The organism is Engelhardtia mirabilis, assembly GCF_007748095.1.
Lineage (GTDB): Bacteria > Planctomycetota > UBA1135 > UBA1135.
Genome location: NZ_CP036287.1, coordinates 5752545 through 5778314, shown reverse-complemented (window position 1 = coordinate 5778314; position 25770 = coordinate 5752545). Strand labels below are relative to the sequence as shown.

At 70.3% G+C, this 25770-nt stretch carries 19 protein-coding genes and 1 tRNA gene; 5 read left to right on the top strand and 15 right to left on the bottom strand.

All coding sequences use genetic code 11. The annotated features are described in order from the left end of the window. Nucleotides 1-169: 169 nt before the first annotated feature. A complete protein-coding gene (locus Pla133_RS21275; RefSeq protein ID WP_145069019.1) occupies nucleotides 170-619 on the bottom strand; it encodes an acyl-CoA thioesterase in 450 nt (149 codons plus the stop codon). Between the two features lie 137 nt (nucleotides 620-756). Between Pla133_RS21275 and Pla133_RS21270 the strand changes: the two genes are divergently transcribed. Together Pla133_RS21270 and Pla133_RS21265 are read left to right on the top strand one after the other, a co-directional pair. Then, nucleotides 757-1623, top strand: a complete 867-nt coding sequence (locus tag Pla133_RS21270; protein WP_145069017.1) for a DUF6677 family protein — start codon at nucleotides 757-759, stop codon at nucleotides 1621-1623. Next, complete coding sequence (locus Pla133_RS21265) at nucleotides 1620-1811, top strand: hypothetical protein (RefSeq protein WP_145069015.1); 192 nt, start codon at nucleotides 1620-1622, stop codon at nucleotides 1809-1811. The genes Pla133_RS21270 and Pla133_RS21265 overlap by 4 nt, the downstream gene beginning before the upstream one ends. Nucleotides 1812-1850: 39 nt before the next feature. Here Pla133_RS21265 and dprA read toward each other — a convergent pair whose 3' ends face one another. From dprA to Pla133_RS21250, 3 genes are read right to left on the bottom strand one after another with little or no spacing between them, the layout of a single operon-like run. Then, nucleotides 1851-2759, bottom strand: coding sequence for a DNA-processing protein DprA (gene dprA / locus Pla133_RS21260; protein WP_419191814.1), 909 nt, complete (start codon nucleotides 2757-2759; stop codon nucleotides 1851-1853). Nucleotides 2760-2815: 56 nt separating this feature from the next. Then, nucleotides 2816-4231 (bottom strand): sulfatase family protein, encoded by a 1416-nt coding sequence (locus Pla133_RS21255; RefSeq protein WP_419191813.1) that lies wholly within the window; start codon nucleotides 4229-4231, stop codon nucleotides 2816-2818. Nucleotides 4232-4272: 41 nt separating this feature from the next. Beyond that, complete coding sequence (locus Pla133_RS21250) at nucleotides 4273-6045, bottom strand: phospholipid carrier-dependent glycosyltransferase (RefSeq protein WP_145069008.1); 1773 nt, start codon at nucleotides 6043-6045, stop codon at nucleotides 4273-4275. Between the two features lie 313 nt (nucleotides 6046-6358). On the opposite strand from Pla133_RS21250, the gene Pla133_RS21245 reads away from it, so the two are divergent. Together Pla133_RS21245 and Pla133_RS21240 are read left to right on the top strand one after the other, a co-directional pair. Further along, complete coding sequence (locus Pla133_RS21245; protein ID WP_419191812.1) at nucleotides 6359-7990, top strand: glycosyltransferase family 39 protein; 1632 nt, start codon at nucleotides 6359-6361, stop codon at nucleotides 7988-7990. Nucleotides 7991-9126: 1136 nt separating this feature from the next. Next, on the top strand, nucleotides 9127-10614 hold the full coding sequence (locus tag Pla133_RS21240) for a hypothetical protein (protein ID WP_419195408.1): 1488 nt from the start codon (nucleotides 9127-9129) through the stop codon (nucleotides 10612-10614). Between the two features lie 542 nt (nucleotides 10615-11156). Here Pla133_RS21240 and Pla133_RS21235 read toward each other — a convergent pair. The 3 genes from Pla133_RS21235 to Pla133_RS21225 form a co-directional block, all read right to left on the bottom strand. Beyond that, nucleotides 11157-11804 carry a toxin-antitoxin system YwqK family antitoxin gene (locus tag Pla133_RS21235; RefSeq protein ID WP_419191811.1) on the bottom strand — a complete coding sequence of 216 codons (648 nt, stop codon included), beginning with the start codon at nucleotides 11802-11804 and terminating at the stop codon, nucleotides 11157-11159. Further along, a complete protein-coding gene (locus Pla133_RS21230) occupies nucleotides 11804-13114 on the bottom strand; it encodes a sulfatase (protein ID WP_419191810.1) in 1311 nt (436 codons plus the stop codon). Before Pla133_RS21230 ends, Pla133_RS21235 begins: the two co-directional genes overlap by 1 nt. 352 nt (nucleotides 13115-13466) lie before the next feature. Beyond that, entirely contained in the window at nucleotides 13467-14219 is a 753-nt protein-coding gene (locus tag Pla133_RS21225) for a HEAT repeat domain-containing protein (RefSeq protein ID WP_145068998.1), read from the bottom strand. Nucleotides 14220-14622: 403 nt separating this feature from the next. On the opposite strand from Pla133_RS21225, the gene Pla133_RS21215 reads away from it, so the two are divergent. Continuing rightward, on the top strand, nucleotides 14623-16272 hold the full coding sequence (locus Pla133_RS21215; protein ID WP_145068993.1) for an FG-GAP repeat protein: 1650 nt from the start codon (nucleotides 14623-14625) through the stop codon (nucleotides 16270-16272). A 150-nt stretch (nucleotides 16273-16422) separates the two neighbouring features. On the opposite strand, the gene Pla133_RS21210 is transcribed toward Pla133_RS21215, so the two are convergent. From Pla133_RS21210 to Pla133_RS21175, 8 genes are all read right to left on the bottom strand, one after another. Beyond that, nucleotides 16423-16824: a hypothetical protein gene (locus tag Pla133_RS21210; protein ID WP_145068991.1), complete on the bottom strand. Its 402-nt coding sequence runs from the start codon at nucleotides 16822-16824 to the stop codon at nucleotides 16423-16425. A 75-nt stretch (nucleotides 16825-16899) separates the two neighbouring features. Next, complete coding sequence (locus Pla133_RS21205) at nucleotides 16900-17832, bottom strand: hypothetical protein (RefSeq protein WP_145068989.1); 933 nt, start codon at nucleotides 17830-17832, stop codon at nucleotides 16900-16902. Between the two features lie 829 nt (nucleotides 17833-18661). Further along, nucleotides 18662-19360, bottom strand: coding sequence for a hypothetical protein (locus Pla133_RS21200; protein ID WP_145068986.1), 699 nt, complete (start codon nucleotides 19358-19360; stop codon nucleotides 18662-18664). 393 nt (nucleotides 19361-19753) lie between these two features. Further along, nucleotides 19754-22291, bottom strand: a complete 2538-nt coding sequence (locus Pla133_RS21195) for an ATP-dependent Clp protease ATP-binding subunit (RefSeq protein ID WP_145068984.1) — start codon at nucleotides 22289-22291, stop codon at nucleotides 19754-19756. 301 nt (nucleotides 22292-22592) lie between these two features. Then, nucleotides 22593-23411 (bottom strand): UvrB/UvrC motif-containing protein, encoded by an 819-nt coding sequence (locus Pla133_RS21190; RefSeq protein WP_145068982.1) that lies wholly within the window; start codon nucleotides 23409-23411, stop codon nucleotides 22593-22595. An 83-nt stretch (nucleotides 23412-23494) separates the two neighbouring features. Further along, nucleotides 23495-24868, bottom strand: coding sequence for a UDP-N-acetylmuramoyl-L-alanine--D-glutamate ligase (gene murD, locus Pla133_RS21185; protein WP_419191809.1), 1374 nt, complete (start codon nucleotides 24866-24868; stop codon nucleotides 23495-23497). Next, nucleotides 24865-25368: a PEGA domain-containing protein gene (locus Pla133_RS21180; RefSeq protein WP_419191808.1), complete on the bottom strand. Its 504-nt coding sequence runs from the start codon at nucleotides 25366-25368 to the stop codon at nucleotides 24865-24867. The genes murD and Pla133_RS21180 overlap by 4 nt, the downstream gene beginning before the upstream one ends. 207 nt (nucleotides 25369-25575) lie before the next feature. After that, nucleotides 25576-25669, bottom strand: a tRNA-Ser gene (locus tag Pla133_RS21175). Nucleotides 25670-25770: the final 101 nt, after the last annotated feature.

Sequence of the window (25770 nt, the reverse complement as noted above, 5' to 3'; positions counted from 1 at the left end):
GTCCTGGATCCGAAATTCGGCGTTACTTCCCGGGCTCCGATCGCCGCTGGCGTCGCCAGCGCCTCCTCCGAGTATCGCAGCGGATACGCGTCGTCGGCGCGCCTAGCCAGCATCGATCGGACCTCCGGGAAGTGACGCCGAATTTCTGATCCAGGACTCCAGCGGCAGGTCAGAGCTCGCCGCGGCAGGCCTCGAAGGCGCGCCTCAGCCCCTCCGGCAGCATCTGCACCGCCGGCGGGTCGGACCGCAGGTTCACGCAGGCCAGCTGGGTGCCGGCGGTCGCGAGGCGCTCGCCGTTCGACTCCCGCCGCACCGCGTAGGACAGCTCCACCGAGGCGCCACGGATCGACGCCACGACGGTCTCGACCACGAGCCTGTCCCCGTAGAAGCCCGCCGCGCGATAGCGCAGGTCCGTGCTTCGCACCACCAGGCCCAGGCCCGAGCGCTCGAGCTCGTCGTAGGGCCAGCCGAGCTGTTCCATCATCGTGGTCCGCGCCTCCTCGAGGTAGAGCAGGTAGTTGGCGTGGTGGACCCGGCCCATCTGGTCGGTTTCCGCGTAGCGCACGCGGATCCGATGCCGGTGGGGCAATTCGATCGATTCGGGGCTCGTGCCGTCCATGGGGGCATCGTACGCAGCGCTCGGGGGGCACCGTGCGATCGGGACGCTCGGCAGCGCCGTTCTCGTGCTGTTCCGATCCTCGGCCGCTCTGATCTTCCGTGGCGCCCAAACTCCAGCCCTGATAGAAAACCCGGCCGATGGATGCCCCCCGAAGTGATGCGAGAGCAGGTGGCGAGCCCCTCGTCGCCGTCCTTCTGACCTGGTTCCTGCCGGGGGCGGGGCACCTGTACCTGGGCCGCGTGGCCCAGGGCGTGGTGGCCTTCGTGGTCGTGGGCGGCATGTACTGGCTGGGCGTCAAGCTGGCCGGGGGCATGACCTTCGAGTTCCTCGACCCCGAGCTGCGCGGAGCCTTCTCGGTCGCCTTGACCCCCGAGGTCGGCAACCTGGGTGGACTGATCTGGCAGATGCGGAGCCACGGGTTCGGCGACCCGGGCTACGTGCCCCATCCCTATCCCAGCGGGATCTGGATCGGCTCCCTGCTCGCGGCACTCAGCGGCTTGGCGAACATGGCGCTGATGGTCGACGCGCACTTCTCCGCGCGCGCCGGCGCCGAGCGTCGCCCGGGCCTCTCCCCGGCCGTGTTCGTGGTCGCCGGTTGGGCTGTGCCCGGCCTCGGTCACCTGCTCCAGGGCAGGGTCCTTCGCGGCGTGATCGTCGCCGTGCTGCTGATTGGCCTCTTCGCCTTGGGCACGGTCCTGTCGGAGGGCGCGAACCTCAGCCGCGAACGGCACTTCTACTACTGGGGCGCGCAGTTGATGTGCGGTCTGCCCGCGGTGTTGACGGAGTTCGTGAGCGGTCGCCCGCCGGTCAGCGGCTCGATGCCGTACATCGACTTCGGTCTGACCTTCGGCGCCATGGCGGGTCTGCTCAACGCCGTCGTGTTGATGGACGTCTTCGCCTGGCAGGAATCCAAGCTGCTCGGCCGCGATCCGGTGGCCGACCGCGAGAAGCATCGCAACCGCCACCGCAGCGCCGAGGTCGAGATCGGGGAGAGCGCAGCGTGATCGGCTACCTCGCCTACGTCGTGCTGTTCGCCATCGGCACCCTTCCGATCGTCGTGGTGACGTCGTTCCTGAGCCACGCCGACGACCGCGGGGCCTTCCGCGACCTGCCCCGGCGGGCCATGGTCTTCGTGGGCTCGTGCATCGCACTGGCCGCGGCCCTGGTCCTGATGGGCCTGTACGTCGGCTGACCGGCCGGCGCACGCTGCCCAGACGAGCGATCGCCGTCATCATCGACGCGCACTCCTGCCGCGATCGGTGGGGCCACGTTCGACGCGCCGGTAGAGGCCGCCCGGCGCACGCGCCACGCGCCCTTCGAGTTCCAGCAGCGCGAGATCGGTCAGCACCTCGTTCAGCGGTCTCGCGAGCCGCGTGGCCAGCTCACCGGCGGTCGACGTCTCGCCCTGCAGGGCCGCCAACAGGGGCACCTCTGCGACCGAGTCCGCGGAGCCGTCGTGACAGGGCGCCGCGCCCAGCCCCAGGATCTCGGCCAACTCCCCGGGATCCTCGACCAGGGCCGCGCCCTCGCGCAGCAGGCGATGGCAACCGCGCGCCAGGGGCTGGTCGACCCGGCCGGGCAGGGCGAAGACCTCGCGGCCCTGGTCCGCCGCCCAGCGCGCCGTGATCAAGGAGCCCGAGCGAAAGGCGCCCTCGATCACGACCACTGCGGCGGACAGTCCGGAGATCAGTCGATTGCGCTGGGGGAAGTGGTGCTTGGCCGGCGGGGTGCCGGGTTCGAACTCCGACAGCAAGAGACCCTCCGAAGCCACCCGCTCCGCCAGGGGCCCCGCCGGCCAGGGACGGTCCACGCCCGAGCCGAGCACCGCGATCGTGTCGCCCCCAACGTCCAAGGCCGCTGCGTGGGCCACCGAGTCCACGCCGCGCGCCAGGCCGCTGACGATGGTCGCGCCCCGCGCCGCGAGCCATGCCGAAAAGCGCCGCGCCTGGTCCTGGCCGTAGGGACTCGGCCCACGGCTGCCGACGATCGCGACCCGCGGCCCACCGCGCGCGGAGTCGTCGCCCGCCAACAGCTCCACTCGCCCCCGCGCCCACAGGCACTCGGGCGCGCCTTCGATCGTGTCCAACTCCGCGGGCCAGGATCTGCCGCCGCGGTCCAGTCGTCTGAGCGCCGTTCCCACACCCCAGGGACGCTCGGGCGCCCGCGCGGTTACAGGTAAACCACCGTGTTCCGCGCTCAGCGGTAGCCCAACTCCTCGAGCATCTTCAGCGTCTCGTCGTCGTCGAGCTCCTCGTTCACGAAGGCCGGTTGCCGCGCGCGCCGCCAGAGGTCGAACCGCTCGGCCAGGTCCCCCAGACGCTGCTCGGCCTGGGCCGCGACGTTCGAGACTTCGCGCGGATCGGCTACCAGGTCGTATAGCTCCGGCCCCACGTCGGAGCTCCAGATGTACTTCCAGTCGTCCGCCACCAAAGCCACGTGGGTCCCGCGCGCGTTGCCGCGGTCGTCGAATTGATCCAGGGCTGCGCGGCGCTGGGATTGGTCGAGGTCCCACTCGCTGAAGAGCGGGCGCTCGGCGACCACGTCGCGAGGTCCGCCCTCGCCCCGCCCGAAGGCGGCCAGGTCGCCACCCGGCAGGCGAACCTCTTCCACGGCGCCAGAGAGCCCCAAGAGCGTGGCTCCCAAGTCGATCGCCGAGGTGCGTTCGGACACGACCAGCCCGGGCTCGAACACGCCCCGCGCGCGCAGGATCAGCGGCACGTGCAACTGCTCGTCGTAGAGGTACAGCCCGTGCCCCATGTAGCCGTGTTCGCCCATGCCCTCGCCGTGGTCGGAGGTGACGCATACGACGCTGTCGCGCCCACGCTCCCGCGCGTTCCAGCCCTCGAGCAGGCGCCCGATCTCCTGGTCGGTGTAGGCGATCTCCAACTCGTAGCCGATGTAGGCCTTGAGCAGGTGGGCGCGGTCGAAGAGCTCCGAGGGCTCGAGGCGGTCGTCGAAGATGGCCTGCACGTTGCGGCGCGGCAGCAGCTCCACCGGCGCCTCGAACGGCGCATGGGGGTCGAATACGTGGATCCAGGCGAAGACCGGCTCCGACTCGGACATCTCGCCGAGATAGGCCAGGGCCGTGTCGACCACCTCGGACGCATAGCGCTCGGCGCTGACCGGCCGCCCGCGGCGTTCGCCGTCCTCGATGTTGATCTCGTCGTCGTAGACGTCGAAGCCGCGGTCCATGCCGAACTTCGCGTCGAGCACCTTCGAGCCGACCACCGCCAGGGTCTGGTAGCCCGCGTCGGCCAGCTCCTCCGGCAGGCAGGGCGGCTCCGACGGGTACAGCTTCCCGTTCCGCAACAGGCCGTGCTCGGACGAGTAGAGCCCGGTCAGCATCGTCGCATGGGACGGCCCGGTCATCGGCGCCGTGGAATAGTGGCGCTCGAAGCGCGCGCCGCTGGCGGCCAGGGCGTCCAGGTTCGGCGTGGAGCGCCGCGGGTGCCCGTAGCTCGAGAGCATGTCCGCGCGCAGGGTGTCGATCGTCACCAGCAGCACGTCGCGCGGGCCTTTCGGCGCGTGGCTGCAGGCGGTCAAGGCCACTGCGGCGGCCAGGGCGGCAACGGCGAGCGGGCGCGGATGCGCGGTGTGGTTACGAGCGATCACGGCTTCGAAGTCTACGTCGGTCGGCCGCCCGCCGTTTGCCTTCAGGGCAGGTCCCACAGGCGCAGGCAGGGGCCCAGGCGCTCGCCCTGCACCAGGCGCATCAGCGCGCTCTCGCCCTGGTAGCCGACCTCGGCGCCGCTGTCGTCGCCGTCGCGCCAAGGCGACTCGGTGGTGACCAGCCGCGCGAAACGCTCGAGCGCCTGTTCCTGGCCGCCGCGCCGCGCACCGCGCCTGAGGTCGACGGTCAGGATCCACTCGCCCTCGACGCCGGTGAGTTGGTCGATCAGGGCCTGCAGCATGGCGGGGGAGACGGTGCCGTCGCGCGCGCGCCATCCGCGCGCGTCGAGCTCCGAGCGACTGGGGGCCTGGCGCACCAGGATCGGGTTGGCGTCGGTCGCGGGCGGATAGCACAGCAGGTGTTCGCGCCAGGGCAGGACCGTCAAGCCCGACCAGGAGCGCTCACGCGTGACGCGCTCGAGCAGCGGTAGGGGCAGGAACCCCTGGGGATGCGCGAGCAGAAGCCCGTCGGTCGAATCCAGCCGGCGCTCGACGCGCGCGGCGATCCGTTCGTAGGTGTCGGGCCTCAGGTTCAGTTGCAGCTTGCGCGCGCAGAGCAGCGCGGGGATCGCAAGGACGACGAACGGCAGGGCGAACTTGGCGCGCGGACCGATGCCCTGCGCCAGGCTCGCCAATCCGTGGGCGCCGAGCACCGCGAGCAGCGGCCACAGGGGCAGGGCGAAGCGCTCGAAGCTGAAGTCGTACAGGCCGATGGCCAACAGGTACGGCAGCCCGAAGCCGGCGACGACGACCCCGCGCCCGAGCTGTTCCGTGGTCCAGCCGCGGCGCAGCACCAGCGCTGCGAGACCGATCGCGGCCAGCAGGGGCAGCACCGGGTCGTAGTCGACGAGGGCCCGCCCGATCACCGCGAACCCGCCACCGCCGAAGCGGTCGAGCTGCACCTCGTGCCCGGCCGCGACGACCTCGGCGTCGAGCCCGAGCGCGCTGTCGACCTCGAGCGGCGGCTCTCCGAGGAAGGGGTAGGCGAGCCACAGCGCCAGCCCCACCGCGAGCAGCACGCCTGCCGCCGGCAGCAGGGCGCGCGGGCCGTCGCGGCGCAGGGTCAGAACCCACGCCACCCCCAGCGGCGCCAGGGCGGCCAGGCCGTTGTGGAGCGTCGCCACCGCCAGGGCCGCGGCGACGCAGGCTCCCACCGCCACGCTCGCCCGCGGCCGGCGGTACCACTCCACGGCGAGCCAAGTCGTGGCCAGGGTGAAGGTCGCCACCGGCCCGTGGGGGCGCGCCATCTGCGACAGGTACAGGTGCAGCAGGCTGGTGCCCATCAGCGCTGCCGCGATCAGAGCCACGCGCGGACGGACGAAACGCCGCGCGAGCAGAAACGTCAGGGGCACCGCCAAGCTGGCGAGCAGCGCCGAGAGGGCGCGCCCCAGGACGTACGGCCGAGCGGCCTGGTCGAGGTGCTGCTGGAGCGTGGACGGCTCGAGGGGCGGCAGGGCCGCCGCTTCGGGCAGGGCGACGCTCAAGACCCGCGCCAACAGGTGCGGGTACTTGCGCCACACCACCGCGTCCACGCCCTCGGTCGGCGCCCCGTCGTGGGCCTGCATCCACAGGGCCTGCTGCACCACGTAGGCGTCCGGCTCCGGCGCGTGGGGCAATAGGTAATCGAGACCGAGCAGCCGCCCGCCCAGGGCCGCGAGCCACAGCAGGGTGACCGCGGTCCACAGCCGCCGCCGGCCGGCCGCGGCGGCAGCGTCGTCGCGGGCGACGGGGGGGCTCGCTTCGGGGGCGGAGGGCATCGGTGGTGCGCGCGGAGGGTGGGGGAGCGCCGCGCGCCAGGGAGGATGCCGGCGGCGGGGGAGCGATGCCACCCCGGTCGAGGTGTTGGGTCGGCGGGTTGGCGGGCGGGCCTCGCTCCCTGTTCTCGACGGGATGCAGCCGCGCGGTGGAGTCGCGCCGTGCCCCTGGGCAGGGGAAGTCGACTCGCCCCGCCGACGGAGGTTCTGTTCATGGAGCGAGCGACCGCGTGGTGATGCGAAGCCTGTGCCCGCGAACTCGCCGCGCGCGACCGAAGCTGGCTCCGGCGTGTCGGCGCCGCGCACAATGGCCGCGATGGCGAGTGCATGCCCATTGGCCGATCCCGGCGCGCCGACCTCCATCGCGGGCGGACGTGGGGGCCTGTGGGTCGCCCTCGGGCTCGGACTGCTCCTGCGCCTGGCCGGGATGGGCTGGGGCCTGCCGGGCGAAGGGCACCTGTGGTCGTTCCACCCGGACGAGTACCGCCTGGTCGACGCCGCGCGGCGGGTGGCGACGGAGCCGACCCTGCACCCGACGCGCTTCCAGTACGGGAGCCTGGCGGTGTACCTGCCGGCGGCCTTGGGTGCGCCGCTCGCCTGGTTGGGGGTGATTGACGGTCCGCGCGGCTGGCACCTGGTCGGCAGGACGGTGAGCCTCATCGCGGGCTTGGTGGCGATCGGCGCGACCTGGGCCTTGGCGCGCAGGCTGCTCGGGGGCGCCGCGGCGACCGTCGCAGCGCTGGCCCTCGCGGTCGCGCCCGGAGCCGCGCTGCTCTCGGCCTGGGCCACGCCCGACGCGCCGGCGACGGCCTTCGTGGTCCTGGCCCTGGCGTCAACGGCGCGGGCCCTCGATCCGGGCGAGGGTCGACCGGGGCGCTGGCTGTTGATCGCGGGGGTCGTGGGTGGGCTCGCCGCGGCGGTCAAGTACAGCGCGGGAGCGGTGGTCCTCGCGCCGGTGGTGGCGGCGTGGATCGGCGTGGGCGCGGCGAGCGCGAGGACCAGGCTCGCACGCGCGCTGCTCGCGGGCCTGGCGTCCCTCGCGACCTTCGCGGGCTGCACGCCCCACGCCTTCCTCTCCAGCGCCGAGTTCCTGCGCGACCTCGAGTACGAGCTGGTGCAGCACCCGCGCTCGGGCCACGGCAACCTGTTCGAAGCCACCGGTGACGGTTGGAGCTACCACCTCGTCACCAACCTGCCCTTCCTGCTCGGCTGGCCGTTGCTCGCCGTCGGCGTGATCGGGCTGGTGCCCCTGGCTCGCCGGGGAGGACGCGGCGGCCTGATCGCCGCCGGCTTCGGCCTGCTCGTGTTCGGCCTACTCGGCACGTCGAAAGTGCGCTTCATGCGCTACCTCTTGCCCCTGGCGCCCGTCCTGTGCGTAGCCGCCGGTGCGCTGATCGCCGGCCGCGCGGAGCGGCTCACGTCAGCGCGGCGGCTCGCAGCCACTGTCTTGCTCGTCACCACCGGAGCCCTCTCCACGCTGCAAGCCTCGGCGTTGCTCGCGCCCGATCCACGCCAGCGCGCCCTCGAATTCTGCGAGACCGAGCTCGAACCCGGCGCACTCATCGGCACCACGGTCGTCCCGACATTCTTTCACCCGCCCTTCGTGCGAGAGAACGGCGGCCCCAAGCTCAAACCTCGCTTCGAAGCCCGCCTAGCCGCCGGCGACTCGCCCTTCACCTTCGCCGCACCCACCGGATTCGACCCCGCGGTCCTGTCACGCGAAGCCGCCGACGCCTTCGTCGCCAGCGAGTTCGACTGGCGCGAGGAACTGCGCCTGGACGATCCCGAAGCCCGCGCCTTCCTGGCCGCCCTCGACGCCCGCTACGGCGCCCCGCAGCGATTCGCCGGAATCTCCCCCGCCCTGCGCCGCCTGTTCAGCTTCGGACTCTCACCCGCGCCCCACGACTGGCTGTATCCGTTCCAGGAAGTCTGGGTGTGGGGCGGCTGACAGGCTGTCGCGGAGTCCTGGATACCGACAAGGGGCACGATTGCAGGCTTGCCGGCTCGCGCCCCCCATGGCCCGGACTCCTAGCCGGATCTTCGGAGGTTGCCCGGCGTCGGAGCCCGAAGACACGACGGCTGCCTGGAGCGCACAGTTGGGCAACCCGTCGCCGCCCGCGGTGAGAGTCCTGATGTGAATTGGAGCCTCTCGAAACTCGGCGACCGCGTTGACTCGATCGTCGTAGGCGAGGCTCCACGTCACTTCGTCGATCCTGAGTCGAGGCGACCCCCGGACCTCGAACGCGAGGCCGTCGGGCCCTGTCCAGTGGCCGACTCGCAGCGCCTGGGATCCGTTCGCGTCACTGACGCCCCGGTCGAGCAAGACTCCTTCAGCGCTCGCGGCGGACTCGGCTGCGTCGTCTAGCCCCTGGCTCTCCCGCGGCCCCCGGATCAGTGCAATATCCACGAAGGTCGCCGCGATCCCGTTCGCGTACCGGAGGTGGATGCGCACCTGGGACGCACTCGGCTCGGCTCCGGTTGAAGTGCGAAGGTCCTGCCGACTCCCATCGAGAGTTCGTGCAGTCCTCAGGTCTGACACCGTGGGAATCGAGACTCCGGTGACGCCCTCCCTGCGTGGCCGCCGGGAGACTTCGCGCTTCGTCCTCCGATCGGGCTGTCAGCCAAACACACGACCCGACGATCGCGGTGAGCAGGGCGATGGCTGAACCACGCACTGTCCCGTCACTCGATGAACTCGTCCTGGGCCGCCCTTGGCGGCCTCGATCCCGCGACCCACACGAGATCCTGAAGCCCCATCCGGGACTTGGACGCAGGTCTAGTTCCTGGATCCGAGCCTCCTCCAAAGCACCCGGTCGTGGAGTTGTTGGGCTGGTACGGAGTTTGCGCGTCTCGGGATCGTGTCGATTCGCGAGAGCGACTCCACCCATCTGTCTCCTGATTCACCTCACAGGAACGGCCGCCACCGCGGTAGCGACGACCATGAGCGCCCAAGATCGCCCGAGCTTACCCCTCTCGCTGCCCACTGTCTCGACCAGCGCCCTGCGTTGGCGTATCCGGGCTGTGGGGCGAGGTCCACGCTCGACCAGGCTAGGCTCGCTCGGCCTCGCAATCGCGGGGCTGTTCTTGGGCGCCACCAAGTCGGAGGCACAGGACGTGCCCGTGCTCTATCCCGATCCCGGGGGCGTGTGGGAGGCATTCGGTCCCATGGCTCCATCGAATGCCATCGAAGCCCGCTTCTACGACGTCAAGACCTTCTCGTCGAAGGACATCTGGAGCGTCGGGAGCTTCAAGACAGGTTCCGTCTTTACATCCATGACCCATGGGTGGGTGATGCACTTCGACGAAAACGGAACATGGAACGAGGTGCCAATCCCAGTCTTTCCGATCCAATCCGGTGGATCGGTTCGCCTCGAAGGAATCGATGGCACCAGCGCAAGCGATCTCTGGGTCTTCGGCAGCCACGATAGCAGCAACCTTCACCCTGGTCCGAACTCGCTCCCCCTTGTGATGCACTTCGACGGCGTGAGCTGGGAGATCGTCAGCGTCCCCGCTTCGCCAGCCGGCGTCACTGCGGTCTTCCTGGATGACGTGGAGTCCGCGGGCACTGACGAAGTCTGGTTCGCCGGCTGGGGATTTGCGGGCGTCGCCGTGCCCATCGCCTTGCAGTGGAACGGGACGGAGCTCGTGGCCCACGATCTTCCGCCCGCGTTTCCGTTCGACCGAATTGCGCGGGCCGTCACGATCGCCGGCCCGAACGATGTGTGGGTCGTTGGAGGCGGGAACGTGGCATCCCAAGGGTACGCCAACGCCTTCAGCGCCCGCTTCAATGGCTCTTCATGGACCGAGTTTCCCGTTCCTCAGCTCGGCAACCAGCGCGAGCTCCGATCGATCGCAGCCTTGTCGCCGACGATGCTCTGGGCGACGGGTGAAGCCAAACTGCAGGGCGGTGCTGGGCAAGCGTACGACCTGCGGTTCGATGGCTCCGTGTGGACCCAAGTCGACAGTCTCCACGCGCTTGGAAACATTCGTCGGACGCCGCTCGGAACACTCCGAGGGACCGGCCGATTCGCCTCTCAGTACTTTTCGACCGGCTGGTACGCCCTCGAGGACTTCCCTGCGACGTTCGGGGAGCAGCTTCCCTTGGCGAGTACCCGCGCTGTCGACGGCGGGGCCGACGGCTCCTTGGTCGCGGTGGGATTCGCGTTCCCGAGCAGCGGCTTCGTCCCGGTCGCGCTGCGTCGCAACCCAGATTGTGCGGCACGCACCTTCGACGATGGCTCGGACTACCCCCTCGATCTCGACTTCTCACCGACGACTGGCTCGGCTGCAGGCAGCGTGCAGCTCGAGGGTGCATCTCCTGGCGCTACGGGCATCTTCGTTGTCAGCGCGGAACCGGGTCTGCTTGACCTTGGCTTCGGGAACATCTTGGTCGACGTCGGTCCCGCCGCTTCGTTCCTGAGCGTTGTTTCCTTTGACGCCGGGGGCCTGTTCTCGGTCCCGTTGAGTCTCGACCAGCCGGGCATCGCCGGGCAGTCCTTCTACATGCAGGGGGGCGAGCTAGGATCCACAGTCCGACTTTCGAACGGCCTGCATCTCCTGGGCTGCCCTTGAACGCGCGCGGCTCCGTTGCCAAGCGGTTCACGCGGAGTCGTTTCCGTTCGTGCCGCGCCAGGCACGAAACCGCCGCTTGAGCGAGTGGGAGCCCGGCGCAGAAGGCGCTGGGCTCCCATTCGCCTCGTGTCCTGGATCAGAAATTCGGCGTTACTTCCCGGGCTCCGATCGCCGCTGGTGTCGCCAGCGCCTCCTCCGAGTATCGCAGCGGATACGCGTCGTCGGCGCGCCTAGCCAGCATCGATCGGACCTCCTGGAAGTGACGCCGAGTTTCTGATCCAGGAGACTAGAGATGCACGAGAGCCCTACACGGGTGACATGGACCGCAGGCGAACGTGAACAGATCTCTCGGTGCGATCCTCGTCGAGCCGCAGGATCGATGCTGCTGCGCGGACGGGCCTGCGGGTCATGAAGGACTGAGGCAGCCCCCGACTCAGGTCCCCGAAGGGCGAAGTCGGCGCGGGTTCCAACAGCGAGTCACGGACGGCCTCGGCTGCTCCTGACGGACTGCACGGACCCCGTCGCAGCGGGCGACTGCCACGTCAGCGCCGGCCCGCGCGGCGCCCGTGGACGTAGTTGCCCGTGCGGGCCTCGTCCAACTCGCCGTCGTCGCTCCAGAAACGGCAGTAGCCGTGGAGCTTGCCGTCCTCGTACTTGCCGTCGAAGCGCAGCTCGCCGCCCTCGCTCCAGCGGCGCCAGGGGCCGTCGAGCTCGCCGCCAGCCATGGTGCCTTCGCTCTCGGGGCGGCCGTCCACGTAGAACGTCAGCATGTCGCCGTGGGCCTGGCCGTTCGCGTAGTCGGTGATCGAGCTGACCTGGCCGTTCTCGAACCACATGGTGGAGGTGCCTTCGCGGCGGCCGTCGAGCCAGAACTCCTCGGACTCGATCTGGCCGTTCTCGAACCAGCTGCGCCACTGCTCGTCCATGCGGCCCTGGGTGTAGGTGCCCTCGACGCGCGGGGCGCCGTCGCTCCACCAGGCGCGGTAGTCGCCGTCGAGAACACCGTCCTTCCACGTCTCGAGGGACTTGGGGGTACCGTCGGGCCAATAGGTGCGCCAGGCACCCTGTTGGAGGCCGTGGACGAGCTTGGCCTCGGACCAGACCTGGCCGTTGGGGTACTCGACGACGCGCGTGCCGTCGCTGCAGGCGCAGAGCAGCAACAACGCGGCGGCCAGGCCTGCGCGGGCCATCACTCGCCCTCCACGTAGCCGAGGGCCTCCAGGCCGGCGCGTTCGGCGCCGCCCAACTGGACCGACTCTGATGCCTCGAGGTCCAGCGGCGCGGAGACGATGGCGGCCTCGCGGCGTGCGCGCAGCTCGGCCGTGAGTTGTTCGACGATGCGCGGTCGTTCGGCGGCGAGGTCGCGGCTCTCGTCCGGATCGGCCTGCACGTCGTAGAGCTCCGCACGCCCCTCGGGCTCGTGCAGGATCAGCTTCCATTGCCCGCTGCCCAGGCTCGTCTGGCGCTCCGGTCCGCGCCGGCCGAGCTCGGCCAGGGCGGGCACGTCCTCCAGCGCCTCGCCCTCGAGCAGGGGCACCAAGCTGCGCCCGCTACCACCGGGCAGGTCCTCGAGGCCCGCCAGCTCGAGCAGGGTCGGAGCCACGTCCACGTTCGACACGCGCGTGGCGACCCGTCGCGGCTCGGCCCCGGGTACGCGCACGATCAGCGGCACCCGCAGGGTCTCCCGGTGCAGGTTGTGCCCGTGGCCCCGGCGGCCGTGCTCGTTCCATTCCTCACCGTGGTCGGCGATCACGACCACCACCGTGTCGGAGTCGAGACCCTGCTCCGCCAGGGCGTCGAGCACGCGACCGATGTGGAAGTCCGTGAACGCGATCTCGCCGCGGTAGAGGTCTTGGTCTTCCTCCGTGCCGAACGCCGGCGACTGGGCCGGGTGGAACTTGAAAGCCGCGTGGGGGTCGAAGTAGTGCAGCCACAGGAACCACGGGCGCCCGTCGTCGGCTGTCGCCTTGGCCTCGATGAACTCCACCCCGCGGTCGCTGACCGTCTCGGAGGTCACCGCCTGGTGCGAGGGCCCGAAGTCCTTGACCAGCTCGTCGTCGTAGTTGACGAAGCCCTGGTTGAGGCCGTGCTTGCGACCCAGGAACACGTGGTTGACGATCCCCGCGGTGTCCCAGCCGCCGGCGGCGAAGCGCTCGGCCAGGGTGTCCGCGCGCCAGTCAAGGCGCGAGTCGAACTGCCAGCAGCCGTGGGCCGAGCTGTGCAGCCCGGTGTGGAGCGAGGCCAGGGAGGGCAGGGTCCAGGAACAGGTGGACCAGGCCTCGTCGAACACCGTCGCCCCGGCCGCGAACTCGGCCAGGGCCGGCGAGCTGGGCGGGGCACTGCCGTAGGGCTCCAGGTAGTCGGCACGCAGGGTGTCGACCGTGATCAGCAGGACGTTGGGGCCCGCGGGGACCCCGCGTCCGCAGCCGGCGGTCCAGATCAAGGCGACCAGGCCGAGGGCCAAGGGCGCGCGTCGGGGGCTTTGGATCGGGTTGCTCAAGGTGGGCCGCTCCGCGAGCGAAGCAGGATACCCGCGGTGCCCGGTTCGAGCCGCTTCTCGAGCGCGACGTTGACCCAGGGTTTCGAGCAGCTCGAGAGTGCCCCAGCGCCGGCTCCACCCGATCGCCAGGCCGCGGTCTCACGCCGATGACGGTCGCAGGACGGAGCGTCTGCCCGCAGGGGCGACCGTGATCGGCGGAGCTACAAGCTGGCGCCGACCGGGTCCGGACCCGACCCAGAGCCACCGCTTGAGAGGTGCGGTCCCAGGCTGGCCGCGGGCATCTTGTTCGACCGGACGCGCCCGCTGACCCGCCATCGCGGAACCGTCACCGCGCATCGGCGATGCACGGACATCAGCGACCGCCGTCGCCCTCGTCGTCCTTCTGCTTGCGGTCCTTCCAGAAGCCCTCCCAGACCACGCGGATCTTCTTGTTCTCGATCACGGCCTCCTCCTCGGGCAGGGCGAGGCTGCGCTTGTTGTCGTTCCACCAGGCCTGCCACAGGGGCCGGTTGTGTCCCGCGTCCTGTCCGGTGAGGGCGCCCAGGGAGGCCCGGAAGGGATCCATGAAGCCGTTCACCTCCTTGATCGCGATGCGCTTCATCAGGTCCATCAGCGCCTCGACCGACTTGGGCGAGCGGATCTTGCCCAGGGCCAGGATGCGGGCGCGGTCGACCTTGAAGTGCTGGGCGGTGACCGAGCCGTCGGCCAGCTCGTCGATCAGCTCCGCGTCGCCGCGGCGGCCCATGGCGCGCCACAGCTCGATGGCCCAGGCCTCTTCGTCGAGCAGCTTCTTGGCCTTCTTGCGGACTTTCTTGAGCTCCGCCACGGCCGAGTCGTGCTCGATGCGCCCGAGGGCGTCGAGGGCCGCCACGCCGATCTCGAGCTCGGGCGTCCGCGCGGCCTCGCCGAGGGCTTCGGTCACGTCCTCGTGGGGCACGGTCTTCGCCGCCTCGATCGCCGCGAGGGTGGCCTCGAGGTCGTGCTCCTCGAGGCCCGACTCGATGGCGGACACGGCGAGCTCGACCTGTTCGGGCGTCGGGGGCGGAGTTTCCTCCTGGGCGGGCGCGAGCGAGACGAGGAGGGCGAGGGTCAGGGCGGTGAGCACGGCAGATCTCCGGTTCTGGGCAGGACTGAGGGGGCGTTGGCGGGTCGATCGCTGATCGAGGGCGGGGCATCGGGGCCCTTCGGAGTCGCAACAGGGGCACCCCCGTCCGCGGGTCGTTCAACCGGCGGCCCGTGGTGGGGTTCCGGGGCCCGCGCCAGTGCTCGGGTCCAGGCAACTCGCGATCCAATCGACCGTGCTAGGAGCCTGCGCCACAGAATGCGAATCCGCCGCCACTCGCCCCGAGCTCGATCGCGGCGTTGCGCCAACCACCCCGTAACGCAGGCGGTCGCGGCGACCAGCCTCCGCGGGTGGGCGCCGCGGCTCCCGCCCGGCTCGGCGCCACCCGGTCGGCCCACCGGGCCGGCCTGGGAACTCCCATTGTCTCCTCGTGAATCCTCCACCCATGTCCCTGACGCTCTGCTCGCTCCTTCTCGCTCCCCTGGCTTCGCTCACCGTCCCGCAGCAGATCGGTCCGATCGTCGAACGCACGCCGATCGAGTCGCCCGTGCCGAGCGGCGGCGCCCATTTCGGCGTCGACCTGGTGGTCGAGGGCGAGCTGATGGCCGTCGCCCAGCCGGAGGACGCTCCCGGGTCGTCCGCGGGGCGCGTGTGGATCTACGAGCGGGGCGCCGACGGCGACTGGGCCCTGACGGCGGAGCTCGTGCCGGACGACCCCGAGCCCGAGCAGAACTTCGGCGACGTGCTGGCGCTGTCGGGGGACCTGCTCGCGGTCAGCGCCCCCTACGACGACGGCGTGGTGGGGCCCGAGCAGGGCGCGGTCTACCTGTTCCGGCGCGGCGTCGATGGGACCTGGACCCAGGAGGCGAAGCTGCGGGCCTCCGACGCCAAGGCCGGGGCCTTCTTCGGACAGGCGATCGCCCTCGACGGGGACCGGGTCGTGGTCGGCACCCCTCGCTGGTACATCGACTTCCCCGATTACTACGGGAAGGTCTACGTCTTCGAGCGCGACGCGGGCGGGAACTGGAGCGAGACGGCGACCCTCGGCGGTATCTCGACCTTCACCTGGAACTTCGGTGCCGACCTCGCCCTCGATGGCGACCGGCTGATGGTCGGGGCGGCCGATGGCAGCCCGGCCGGCTTCCTCGCGGCCGGACGCGCCTACCTCTACGAGCTGCAGCCGGGCGCGGGCGGCGCGGCCCCTTCCTGGACGCTCGAGCACATCTTCGTCCCTCCGGCGGGGACTGCAGACGACTTCGTGGGCGCGGCGTTCGCGATGGACGACGACTGGGTCGCCATCTCGGCACCCGGCGACGGCGGGACGATCGCCTTCTGGGAGCAGCAGCCGGACGGCACCTGGGTCACAGACCAGCTCCTCGCCTACCCCGACGGCGACAACCAGTTCACCGACTTCGGCGGCTCGCTCGAGCACCGTCCGGGCCAGTTGTTGGTCGGGGCCAGCCAGGCCGACTCGGCCTCGGGCGTCTTCATGGCCGGGGCGGTCTACCTCTACACGCGCGATGGAGCCGGTGACTGGCAGGTCGCCCATCGGTTCGAAGCGGCCGGCCTCACCACCGGTGATCGGTTCGGGCAGGCGGTCGCCTTCGCCGGGGACCGCGTCGTGGTCGGTGCCTACGGCACGGACCTGCTACCCACCATGGGCTGGGTCGGCCGCGTGTACGAGTTCGACCTCGAGCCCTTGAGCGGCGACGTCGAGGCCCTGTCGCTGGCCGCCGGCGGCACCCAGGCCCTCGAACTCGACGCCGGCTACGCCCGCGCGGGCGACCTCCACCTGGTGCTCGGCAGCCTCTCCGGCACGGCGCCGGCCACCCCGATCGCCGGTGGCCTCGAGCTGCCGCTGGTCGTCGACGCCTACCTGCTGCTGACGCTGACCAGCCCCGCCGCGGCGCCGATCGTCAACCCGCTCGGGGTCCTCGACGCCGGCGGAACTGCCGACGCCGCGGTCGTGATCCCTCCGAACGCGCCCGCCTCGCTGGCCGGCTTGACCCTGCACCACGCGTTCGTCGCGATCGATCCCCTGACCGCGCAGGCGACCTTCGTCAGCAACGCGCTGGCGCTGCAGCTGAACCCCTGACCGGCTCGCGGCGCGCCGGGCCGGCCGCGCGGCGAGCTGCGGAGCCGAGGCCGGGCCTCGCCGGCCGCGTCGCGGCCTCCCCGAACGCGACCGGGGCCGCCCCGCCTTCGGCGGAGCGGCCCCGGTCTTTCGCTCAGGTGGCCGGCGGGGTTACTCCCCCGAGTCCACCGCGGCCTCGACGGGCTCCGGCGGGGTGGGCTCCTCGGCCTGGTCGAAGGACAGGGCTTCCGCCTCGGCGACCTCGCCCTCGACCGACACGGCCACCGGGCGCTCCATGTCGAACTGGCCGCGCAGCAGCTTCTCGGCCATCGGGTCCTCGATGTAGCGCTCGATCGCCCGACGCATCGGGCGCGCGCCGTAGTCCTCGTGGAAGCCGTGCTCGATCAGGAACTCGAGGGCCTGGTCGTCCACGTCCAGGTTGAGGCCCTGCTCCGCGACGCGGGCGAGCACCTCGGCCAGCTGCAGGTGGACGATGCGCTTGATGTCGTCCTTGGTCAGCGGGTTGTGGTCGGTCGCATCGCCGTGGAGACCCGAACGGGCGAGAGCGGTCATGGCACTGGCGACGACCTCGACGGGTGCTCAGTCCTGCGAGCATTCGAATGACGGCGGGCCTCCGGGCCGGGTCGTCTAGGGCCGATCCGGCCAGTCCCTGAATACGACGAAACTGCTCGGCGCGATCGCCTCCATCCCGGTGAAAGGGCGTATGGAGTCGAGTTCACGGAGCCCAAGAGTCCCGTCTTCCTCCTTGGCGACGAACCACCGAGACTGCCAGGAACTGGACGCCCTGCTGCTGACATCACCGCCGTCGCCGCCTTCTCCGCCCGGGATTCCGGGGATCAACACCCCTCCGAGTCGGCTCTCTCTCGATCCAACGCCACCCCTACCGCCTCTTCCGCCTCGCAGGCTCGGCTCGGTGCCCGGGAGGGTGACACAAGGCCCATAGATGTAAAGGCTCCCTCCGGCACCCCCTCGTCCGCCAAAAAGCCCGTCGCCACCCGGACCCGCCTCGGCCGAACCGATCACGACCGTCAGATCCGCTTCGAGGAGCAGGTCGATCCCCGGACGCCCCGGCACCCGGCAATGGTGGTCGGGCTCCGAGCAATGTTGCGCTGAGGCCGGCAGGTCTTCGCATTCGATGAGCCCGTCGATACGGATCGTGCTCGTCGATCGGATGCTGACGAAGGACGGACCCGATGACTCTCGCGGCCGGGAGCCCTCGAAAACGAGAATCTGTCCCGCGATCTCCACCGGTCCGAGGACGTGAAACTCCGAGGGAGCTTCCACCCGCAAGCTCGTCGCCTCGCCGACGAAGATCCCCTCGGCCTGGTATCGGCCACTCGGTAGAGTCAAACTCCTCGCTGGCATGAACCACCCGAGATCAATGGGATCGAGCTCTTCGAGGGTCGAAGCGCGTGTGTCGAACAGGTTCTCCGACGAAGTGGGGTTCGTTCCGTCGGTCGAGGAGACGTCGCCGATCCAATTCGGGTCGGCGGGAGTAGTACAACTCGCCGTGACGAATGCCATGACGAATGCCATGACGAATGCCATGACGAATGCCATGGCGAGTGCGACTGCGCGGGCTGGCGATGACCGATCGATGAGCCAACCTGGGCGGCACGCCAACCCTTGATGGCTTCCGTATCGCCTGCGCTCTCCGCCGAGCCCTGACTCGAGTTGCTCGTGGCTCACCATGTGGTCGGAGCGAAATCAAATCTCGGAGCACTGAGCGCCGATCGGCCCATCGAGTCCACCTGTGCCGCTCGTCTCGCCACCGGACGCTCCTCCGGAGCCGTCGATCGGGGAGCCCGGGTGCTGAATCCCGGCGCCCTTGGAGCCGCCCGCTCCGCCGGCGCCACCGGCGCCCACTGCTGGATCACCACCTGTCCCCCCTCCGCCCGGCGTGCTACCGCCCCCGCCCGCGCCACCGTCGCCACCATTGCCTCCCGTTCCGTTGCCACCGATTCCTCCGTCGCCACCGTTCCCGCCTTGCCCGAGAAACTGGAGCGTCTGGGGGTCCTTGTAGGCCGATCCGCCGTCTCCGCCTTTGCCCCCGTTGCCGCCGGCACCAAGTCCACCGTCTCCGCCGTTACCTCCCGTCCCACCCGGTGCAGGCGGACTGCAGCAAGTCTCGCCAGGCCCACCTCCCCGGCCTGAAGGTGCAAACACGTTCCCCCCTCCGCCGCCATTTGCCCCCGGTTGGCCGTTCGGACTCGAGGAGGACCCCCCCAGGCCGTCGGCACCCGTTCCGCCAGGGCCTCCGGTCGCGTCTCCTCCGTCTGGCCCCAGGGCTCCCGTCTCGCCGCATTGCTCAGGAGCAGTGCGGGGCAGAGAGTAGGTCGGCCAGGTCGCCGCCGATCCGCCCATCAGCTTGGCCGATTGGCCACCGACTTCAAGCGACGGATGTTCGAGCAGGAGTACATCGCCACCACGACCGCCCTCGCCGGGTGAGAGTGCGGGGACGGTCTCGAGGCCGACCATCGCCGAATTGTCTGCCCAGACCGCCCTGGCCGCCGGGCCCGCCGATTAGCCCCGCATTCGCGGTGCCGAGGCCTGTCTTCAGTCCTTCACCTTCGAGCCAGATGGACCCGCCCGAACCGCCGGATCCTCCTCGAGCGCCATCGCCACCTTGCCCACCTTCGACGGCTCCGTCGATCCAGACGACTGGCGCGGAAAGGAAGATGTCGCCGCCTTGCCCGCCGATTAGCTTATCGAAGCTCCTCGAATCCCATTGGTCGAGTGACGCGCCAACTCCGCCGACGACCCTACCAGTTGGTCCGATCTGGATCGACTCTCCGGCGATCAGCTCTATGGCGGGAGCATCGGTTTCGACGTCGCGCGGATGGACCTGATCGAGGTCCGGCGCACTCGATGCGATCGAAGTGCCACGAAGGTAACCATCGATCGTGATTCTCTCAGATGCTCGAAGACTCGCTCCCTTCAACAGCACGACTTCCGCACCCAATGGGATCATGATCGAGTCGACTTGAATCGAAGTGCTGATCTCACCGCTGGAGAGCACCAAGTCCTGGGCAGCGATGGGGGCGATCGTCGCAATCAGCGCGATCGCAGTAGTCGAATAGGTCTTCATCGCGGGCTTCTTCCTAATGTGGCAACTGCCGGTAGGACTTCGCAGCCGGCAGCCTCTGCGTGGGGCGATCGACGGCGATCGAACTTCGAGCGACGACCAGAGGCTAGCATCTTGAACCTCGACCCGTCGTCGCGGCCGCCGATGCTCGCGCGGCGCCAGCACCTCGAGTGGAGCGGTGTCGCCGCCTCCGTCTGGAAGGCGGCCCCGCTGCGCTCGCATTCGTCTCGGGTCACTCTCCCGAAGCGACGGGGCCTCGCCGAACGCGACCGGGGCCCTGACACGCGACCGGGCCCCTGACACGCGACCGGGCCCCTGACACGCGACCGGGGCCGCCCCGCCTGTGGCGGAGCGGCCCCGGTCTTGGGCGCTCGAGGCTCACTAAGCCCGGCGCGATCAGTCGCCCGACTCCGCCGCGGCCTCGACGGGCTCCGGCGGGGTGGGCTCCTCGGCCTGGTCGAAGGACAGGGCTTCGGCCTCGGAGACCTCGCCCTCGACCGACACGGCCACCGGGCGCTCCATGTCGAACTGGCCGCGCAGCAGCTTCTCGGCCATGGGGTCCTCGATGTAGCGCTCGATTGCGCGGCGCATCGGGCGCGCGCCGTAGTCCTCGTGGAAGCCGTGCTCGATCAGGAACTCGAGGGCCTGTTCGTCCACGTCCAAGTTCAGACCCTGCTCGGCGACGCGGGCGAGCACCTCGGCCAGCTGCAGGTGGACGATGCGCTTGATGTCGTCCTTGGTCAGCGGGTTGAAGATGATCGTCTCGTCGAGGCGGTTCAGGAACTCCGGGCGGAAGTGCCGTTCGACCTCGAACATGATGTCGGTCTTCAGCTTCTTGCCGCGATCCTCGTCCGTGACGTTGGGCGCAGCCGTGCCGAAGCCCAGGCTCGCGCCGGCCTTCATCAGGTGCGACCCGAGGTTGCTGGTCAGGATCATGATCACGTTGCGGAAGTCCACGTGCCGCCCGAAGGAGTCGGTCAGGCGACCCTCCTCCATGATTTGCAGCAGCATGTTGAAGACGTCCGGGTGGGCCTTCTCGATCTCGTCGAGCAGCACCACCGAGTAGGGCCGGCGGCGGACCTTCTCGGTCAACTGGCCGCCCTCTTCGTAGCCGACGTACCCGGGGGGCGCGCCGACCAGGCGAGAGGCGTTGTGCTTCTCCATGTACTCGCTCATGTCCATGGTGATGACGGCGTCCTCGTCACCGAACATGAACTTGGCGAGCTGCTTGCAGAGGTACGTCTTGCCCACGCCCGAGGGGCCCAGGAAGAGGAACGAACCCATCGGACGGCGCGGGTCCTTGAGACCCGAGCGCGAGCGGCGCACCGAGCGCGCGATGGCGTGGATCGCGTCGTCCTGGTGGATCACCGAGCGACCGAGTTCCTCCTCCATCTGCAACAGGCGCTCGGCCTCGGCCTTCTCGAGGCGCGTGAGCGGGATGCCGGTCATCTTGGAGACCGTCTCCGCGATCACCTCGACGTCGACCTCGCCCATCGACTCCTTCTCGGCCTGCTCCTCGCGCCAATCGTTCTGGATCTGCTCGCGCTTCTTACGCAGCTGGTAGGCCTCGTCGCGGAGCTTGGCGGCCTTCTCGAACTCCTGGCTCGAGACCGCCTTCTCCTTGGCGCGGTCCAGCTCGTCGATCTGCGCGGTCAGCTCGTGCAGGTCCGGCGGGGCGACGGTGTTCTTGAGCCGCACCCGGGCGCCGGCCTCGTCCATCACGTCGATGGCCTTGTCCGGCAGGAAGCGGTTGTTGATGTAGCGCGTGGCCAGGTCGACCGCGTTGCGAAGCGCCTCGTCGGTGTACTGGACGCGGTGGTGGGCCTCGTAGCGGTCACGCAGACCCAAGAGGATCGCGTAGGCCTCGTCCGGGCTCGGCGGCTCGACGTTGACGGCTTGGAAACGGCGTTCCAGGGCCCCGTCCTTCTCGATGTGCTTGCGGTACTCGTCGAGAGTCGTCGCACCGATGCACTGGATCTCGCCGCGGCTGAGCGCAGGCTTGAGCACGTTGGAGGCGTCGATCGCGCCCTCGGCGCCACCGGCACCGACCAGGGTGTGCAGCTCGTCGATGAACAGCACCACGTCCTTGACGCGGCGCACCTCGGTCATGACGGCCTTGATGCGCTCCTCGAACTGACCGCGGTACTTGGTACCCGCCACCATCAGCGCGAGGTCGAGCACGACGATGCGCTTGCCGCGCAAGAGGTCCGGGATCTCGTTGGCGATGATCTTCTGGGCCAGGCCCTCGACGATCGCCGTCTTGCCCACGCCCGGCTCGCCGAGCAGGACGGGGTTGTTCTTGGTGCGGCGCGAGAGGATCTGGATCACGCGCTCGATCTCGTGGGCGCGACCGATGACCGCGTCGAGCTTGCCCTCCTTGGCCAGCTCGGTCAGGTCGCGACCGAAGGCGTCCAGGGCCGGCGTCTTGCTCTTGCCGCCGCCACCGCCGCCGACCGGGGTGTCGCTGGGACCCTCGTCGTCCTCGTCCTCGGGCGCGTCGGCGCCCAGGAACTCGAGCACTTCCTCCCGCACGTCCTCGAGCTTCACGCCCAGGTTCGTCAGGACCTTGGCCGCGATGCCCTCGTTCTCCTTGATCAGGCCCAGGAGCAGGTGCTCGGTCCCGATGTAGTTGTGCCCCAGGTTCGAGGCCTCCTCCATCGAGAGCTCGAGGACCTTCTTGGCCCGCGGCGTGAAGGGCAGCTGACCCATGGTCACCATCGAGGGGCCGGTCTTGACCAGCTTCTCGACCTCGGCCCGGATCTTGGTGAGGTCGATGTTCATCTGCCGCAGCACATTGGCAGCGACCCCGCTCCCTTCCTGGACCAGGCCGAGCAGGATGTGCTCGGTCCCCAGGTACTCGTGGTTGAACCGCTGCGCCTCTTGGCGAGCGAGGTTCATGACCTTCTTGGCGCGGTCAGTGAAACGATCGAACATCGGATCCTCGGGAGGAGGTGAGCAGGTGAGGTGGAGGGTCGGGCGATGGGGGAGTGGCGGACCGTGGCCCCTCCACGTGTCGGACAATACGAGGCGCGAGGTTTACCCGCGACTTCGGCCGTCTGCACCGCCGACCCGCCCCGTGGGTCGTGCGGTGGGTTTACGGCAGGCTGCGGGCGGTTTCTAGGTCTAGGCCCGGGTCCCAGTGTAGGGAACGAGACCCTTGATCGATTCTTGGGGCCGGCGCATCGGCGGAGGTCTCTGGACGACTCGCGGCTGCGAGGTCCCGACCCCGCCCCCGTCAGGCGCCCGTCGGAGGTTCCGCCACCGAGCGGACGATGGTCCGGATCTCGTCGGCGAGGTTGGTGAGCGAATCGCGCAGGACGGCGGCGCGCTCGTAGTCTTCTGCGCCCACGGCGGTCTGCAGTTGGGCCTTGAGGGCCTGGCGTCGCAGCATGGCCTCGGTCAGCTCCGGACTCGGGCGCAGCTCCGCGCTGCGATAGCGTTCGGCCAACTCGCCCTCGCCGGCCTCCTCGAGCGCCGCAGCTAGCTCGGCCGCGTCGATCTCGGGGTCGGCGACGTCGATCTTCGGCTTGCCGGCGGGCTTGCGGCCCTTGGGCTTGGCAGGCTTGCCGCCAACGGGGCCGGCCGTGCCCGACTCGGCCGCACTCGATTCCGCCGCACTCGATTCCGCCGCACTCGACTCAGCCGTCTCCGGCTCGTCGACCGGCGGCGCGGCCTCACCGCCCGGAATCCGGCCCACGTGGTGGTCGGCGTTGTGGATCCGCTGCAGCAGCGGGTCGAGGTGCTCGCGGAAGACCTCGTAGTCGTGGGGGCAGCCCAGGCGACCCTTCGAGCGAAATTCCTGCAGCGTCATGCCGCAGTGGGGGCAGGTCAGCCCGCTCCACCCCTGGGGCCGTTTGGCCGAGTGCAGCAGGTTCAGGACCTCTTGGCTGATGATCGGCTCGGTCGGCACCGAGGGCAGGTCCATGCGCGCGGCACACTCGTCGCAGACGTCGCGCTCCTCGAAGACGTAGCCCGAGTCGCTGGACTCGTCGGGACCCTTCACGTCGATCACGTGGACGTGGGCGTCGTTGGTCTTGCAGACGTGGCACTTCACGGCGGGAGGTGGGGCGTGGGCCCCGGCTAGGACTCTACTAGGCCATCGCGGGCGCGGCGACCACCTCGGTCGGGTCCCGGCGTTCAGTCTCGCGTGCAGTCGTCTCGCCCGAGGCGATCCAGGTGGTTCCGAAAGTCCGCTGCGCGCTGGGCGAAGTTGGCGTAGGCGTCGAAGCTGGCGCAGGCGGGCGAGAAGAGGATCGTCGCGCCCTGGGGCGTCAGGGCCAGGGCGCGGGCGACCGCCTCGCCCACCGTGGCCACCGTCTCGACGGGGACCCCCGCCGCGCCCAGGCCCGCCGCGACCTCGCCCCCGTCGGCGCCGAAGGCCACCACACGGTCGCCCCGGGAGGCCAGGGCCTGCCCCAAGGGCAGCCAGTCCAGGCCCTTGGAGCGCCCGCCGATCAGGGCTGTCGCGCCCCGCGGCAGGCCCTCGAGGGCCGCCAGGGTCGAGTCCGGGGTGGTCGAGACGCCGTTGTCGTAGACGTGACGGCCGGCGATGCCGCCCAGGTCCTCGCGCCGGTGGGCGGGGGCGGTCAGGTGCGGAAGGCCCGCTGCGAGGCGCTCCGGATCGGCGCCCAGGTCGAGGGCCAGGGCCAGGGCCAGGGCTACGTTGTGACCCTGGAAAGGAGCCAGGCCCAAGTCGTCCAAGGCACCGAAATCCTGACCAGCCGCGACCAAGCGAGCGCCGTGGAGTCCACTCGAAGAGCCGGGTCCGTGCCGGCGGACGCGGGGACCCACCGGGCTCCACTCGGCACAAGGGCCGGATTCTGGCAGCCAGGCCAGGCCCTCGGGATCGTCCCCGAGCAACTCCAACACCCGAGCCTTGGCCGCTCCGTAGGCCTCCAGGGTCCCGTGCCGCTCCAGGTGGTCGGGCAGCAGGTTGGTCACGGCCACCGCGCTGGCCCGCTGCGCCAGGCGCGGGGGGTGCTCCAGGGCCTCGAGTTGATAGGAGGACAGCTCGAGCACGATCACCTGGCCCGCGTGGAGTTGCTCCAAACCTTCGAGCACCGAGCCGCCGAGGTTGCCGCCGGAGCGCGCCTCGAACCCGTTGCCCGCCAGCAGTTGGGTCAGGAAGGTCGTCGTGCTGCTCTTGCCCTGGGTCCCCGTGATGCCCACGACCCGCGCCGGGCAGCGCTCGAGGAACAGGCCGATCTCGCTGGTGACCCGCGCGCCCGCCGCCCGCGCCCGCTCGAGCCAGGGCGAGTCCGGGCGCACGGCGGGGTTGGCCACCACCAGCTCCGCCTGTTCGAAGTCCGCCTCGCGATGGCCCCCGAGGGCCAGCTCGACCGCGCCGGACCGCACCAACGGTGCCAGGGCCGCGACCGATTCGGCCAGGTCTTCGGCGGAAGCCGGGTCGGTGACGGTGACCCGCGCCCCCTGGGCCGCCAACCAGCGGGTCGCGCCGAGCCCTCCGCCGAAGCGGCCCAGGCCGACCACCAGGGCCCGGCGGTGCTTCACCGACCGACGCCGCCGACCGGACTCGACTCGGACCCGGGCGGCGGTTCGTCCTGGGGATCGGGGGGCGGCAGGCGGCGCGGACCGGCCGGGCCCGCGCGGCGCAGGATCTCGGCCCGCTCGAGCACCGAGCGCAGGGCGGGCAGGGTGCGCGACTCCTCGCCGGAGACCAGCCGCGCATGGATCGGGTGGTCGTCGTCGATGCCCAGGGGGGGCAGGACCTCGGTGAAGAGGTCGATCGGGAAGCGGCCGTACCAGGGCGGCTCGATCTTCTCCACCGTCGACAGGGTCAGGTAGCCGTCGAGGTAGAAGGTGAAGCGACGGGTGCCGTAGTGCACGAACGGCAGCACCATCGGCGTATTGCCCACGAGCTCGTCGTCGATGCGTACCTCGGCGCCGGGCGGCTCGGAGGTGATCGTCAACGTGCGCTGGACGCGGCAACCCGCCAGCAGGGCCAGTCCGGCGACGGCGCAGGCGAGTTGGAGGGGGCGGAGGCGCTGCACGCGGGTCACGGTAGCGGTCCGCCGCACCGGCACCAATGGTCGGCGGGCCGGGACGGGGCGGGCCGGCCCGGCTTGGGCCGGCGCGGATTGGGCCTGGGCGACCAGCCGCGGGCCGGTCCGATCGCCGCGGCCCGAATCGGCCTGCCCGAAGCCGATGCCGATCGGATCGTCCGGGAACGGCGCGTCCTGGGGCTGCCCCGGGTGGAGTGGCGGAGAGGGAGGGATTTGAACCCTCGGAGCCGCGTATTTACGACTCACCTGATTAGCAATCAGGCGCATTCGGCCACTCTGCCACCTCTCCGCGGCGGACCCATGGGGCGCTGCCCCTGGCCGTATGGCCGGACACGGTAGCGAGCCCCCGACGGGCCGGCAAGCGGGCGCCCCGAGGCCTTCTTCGCGTCA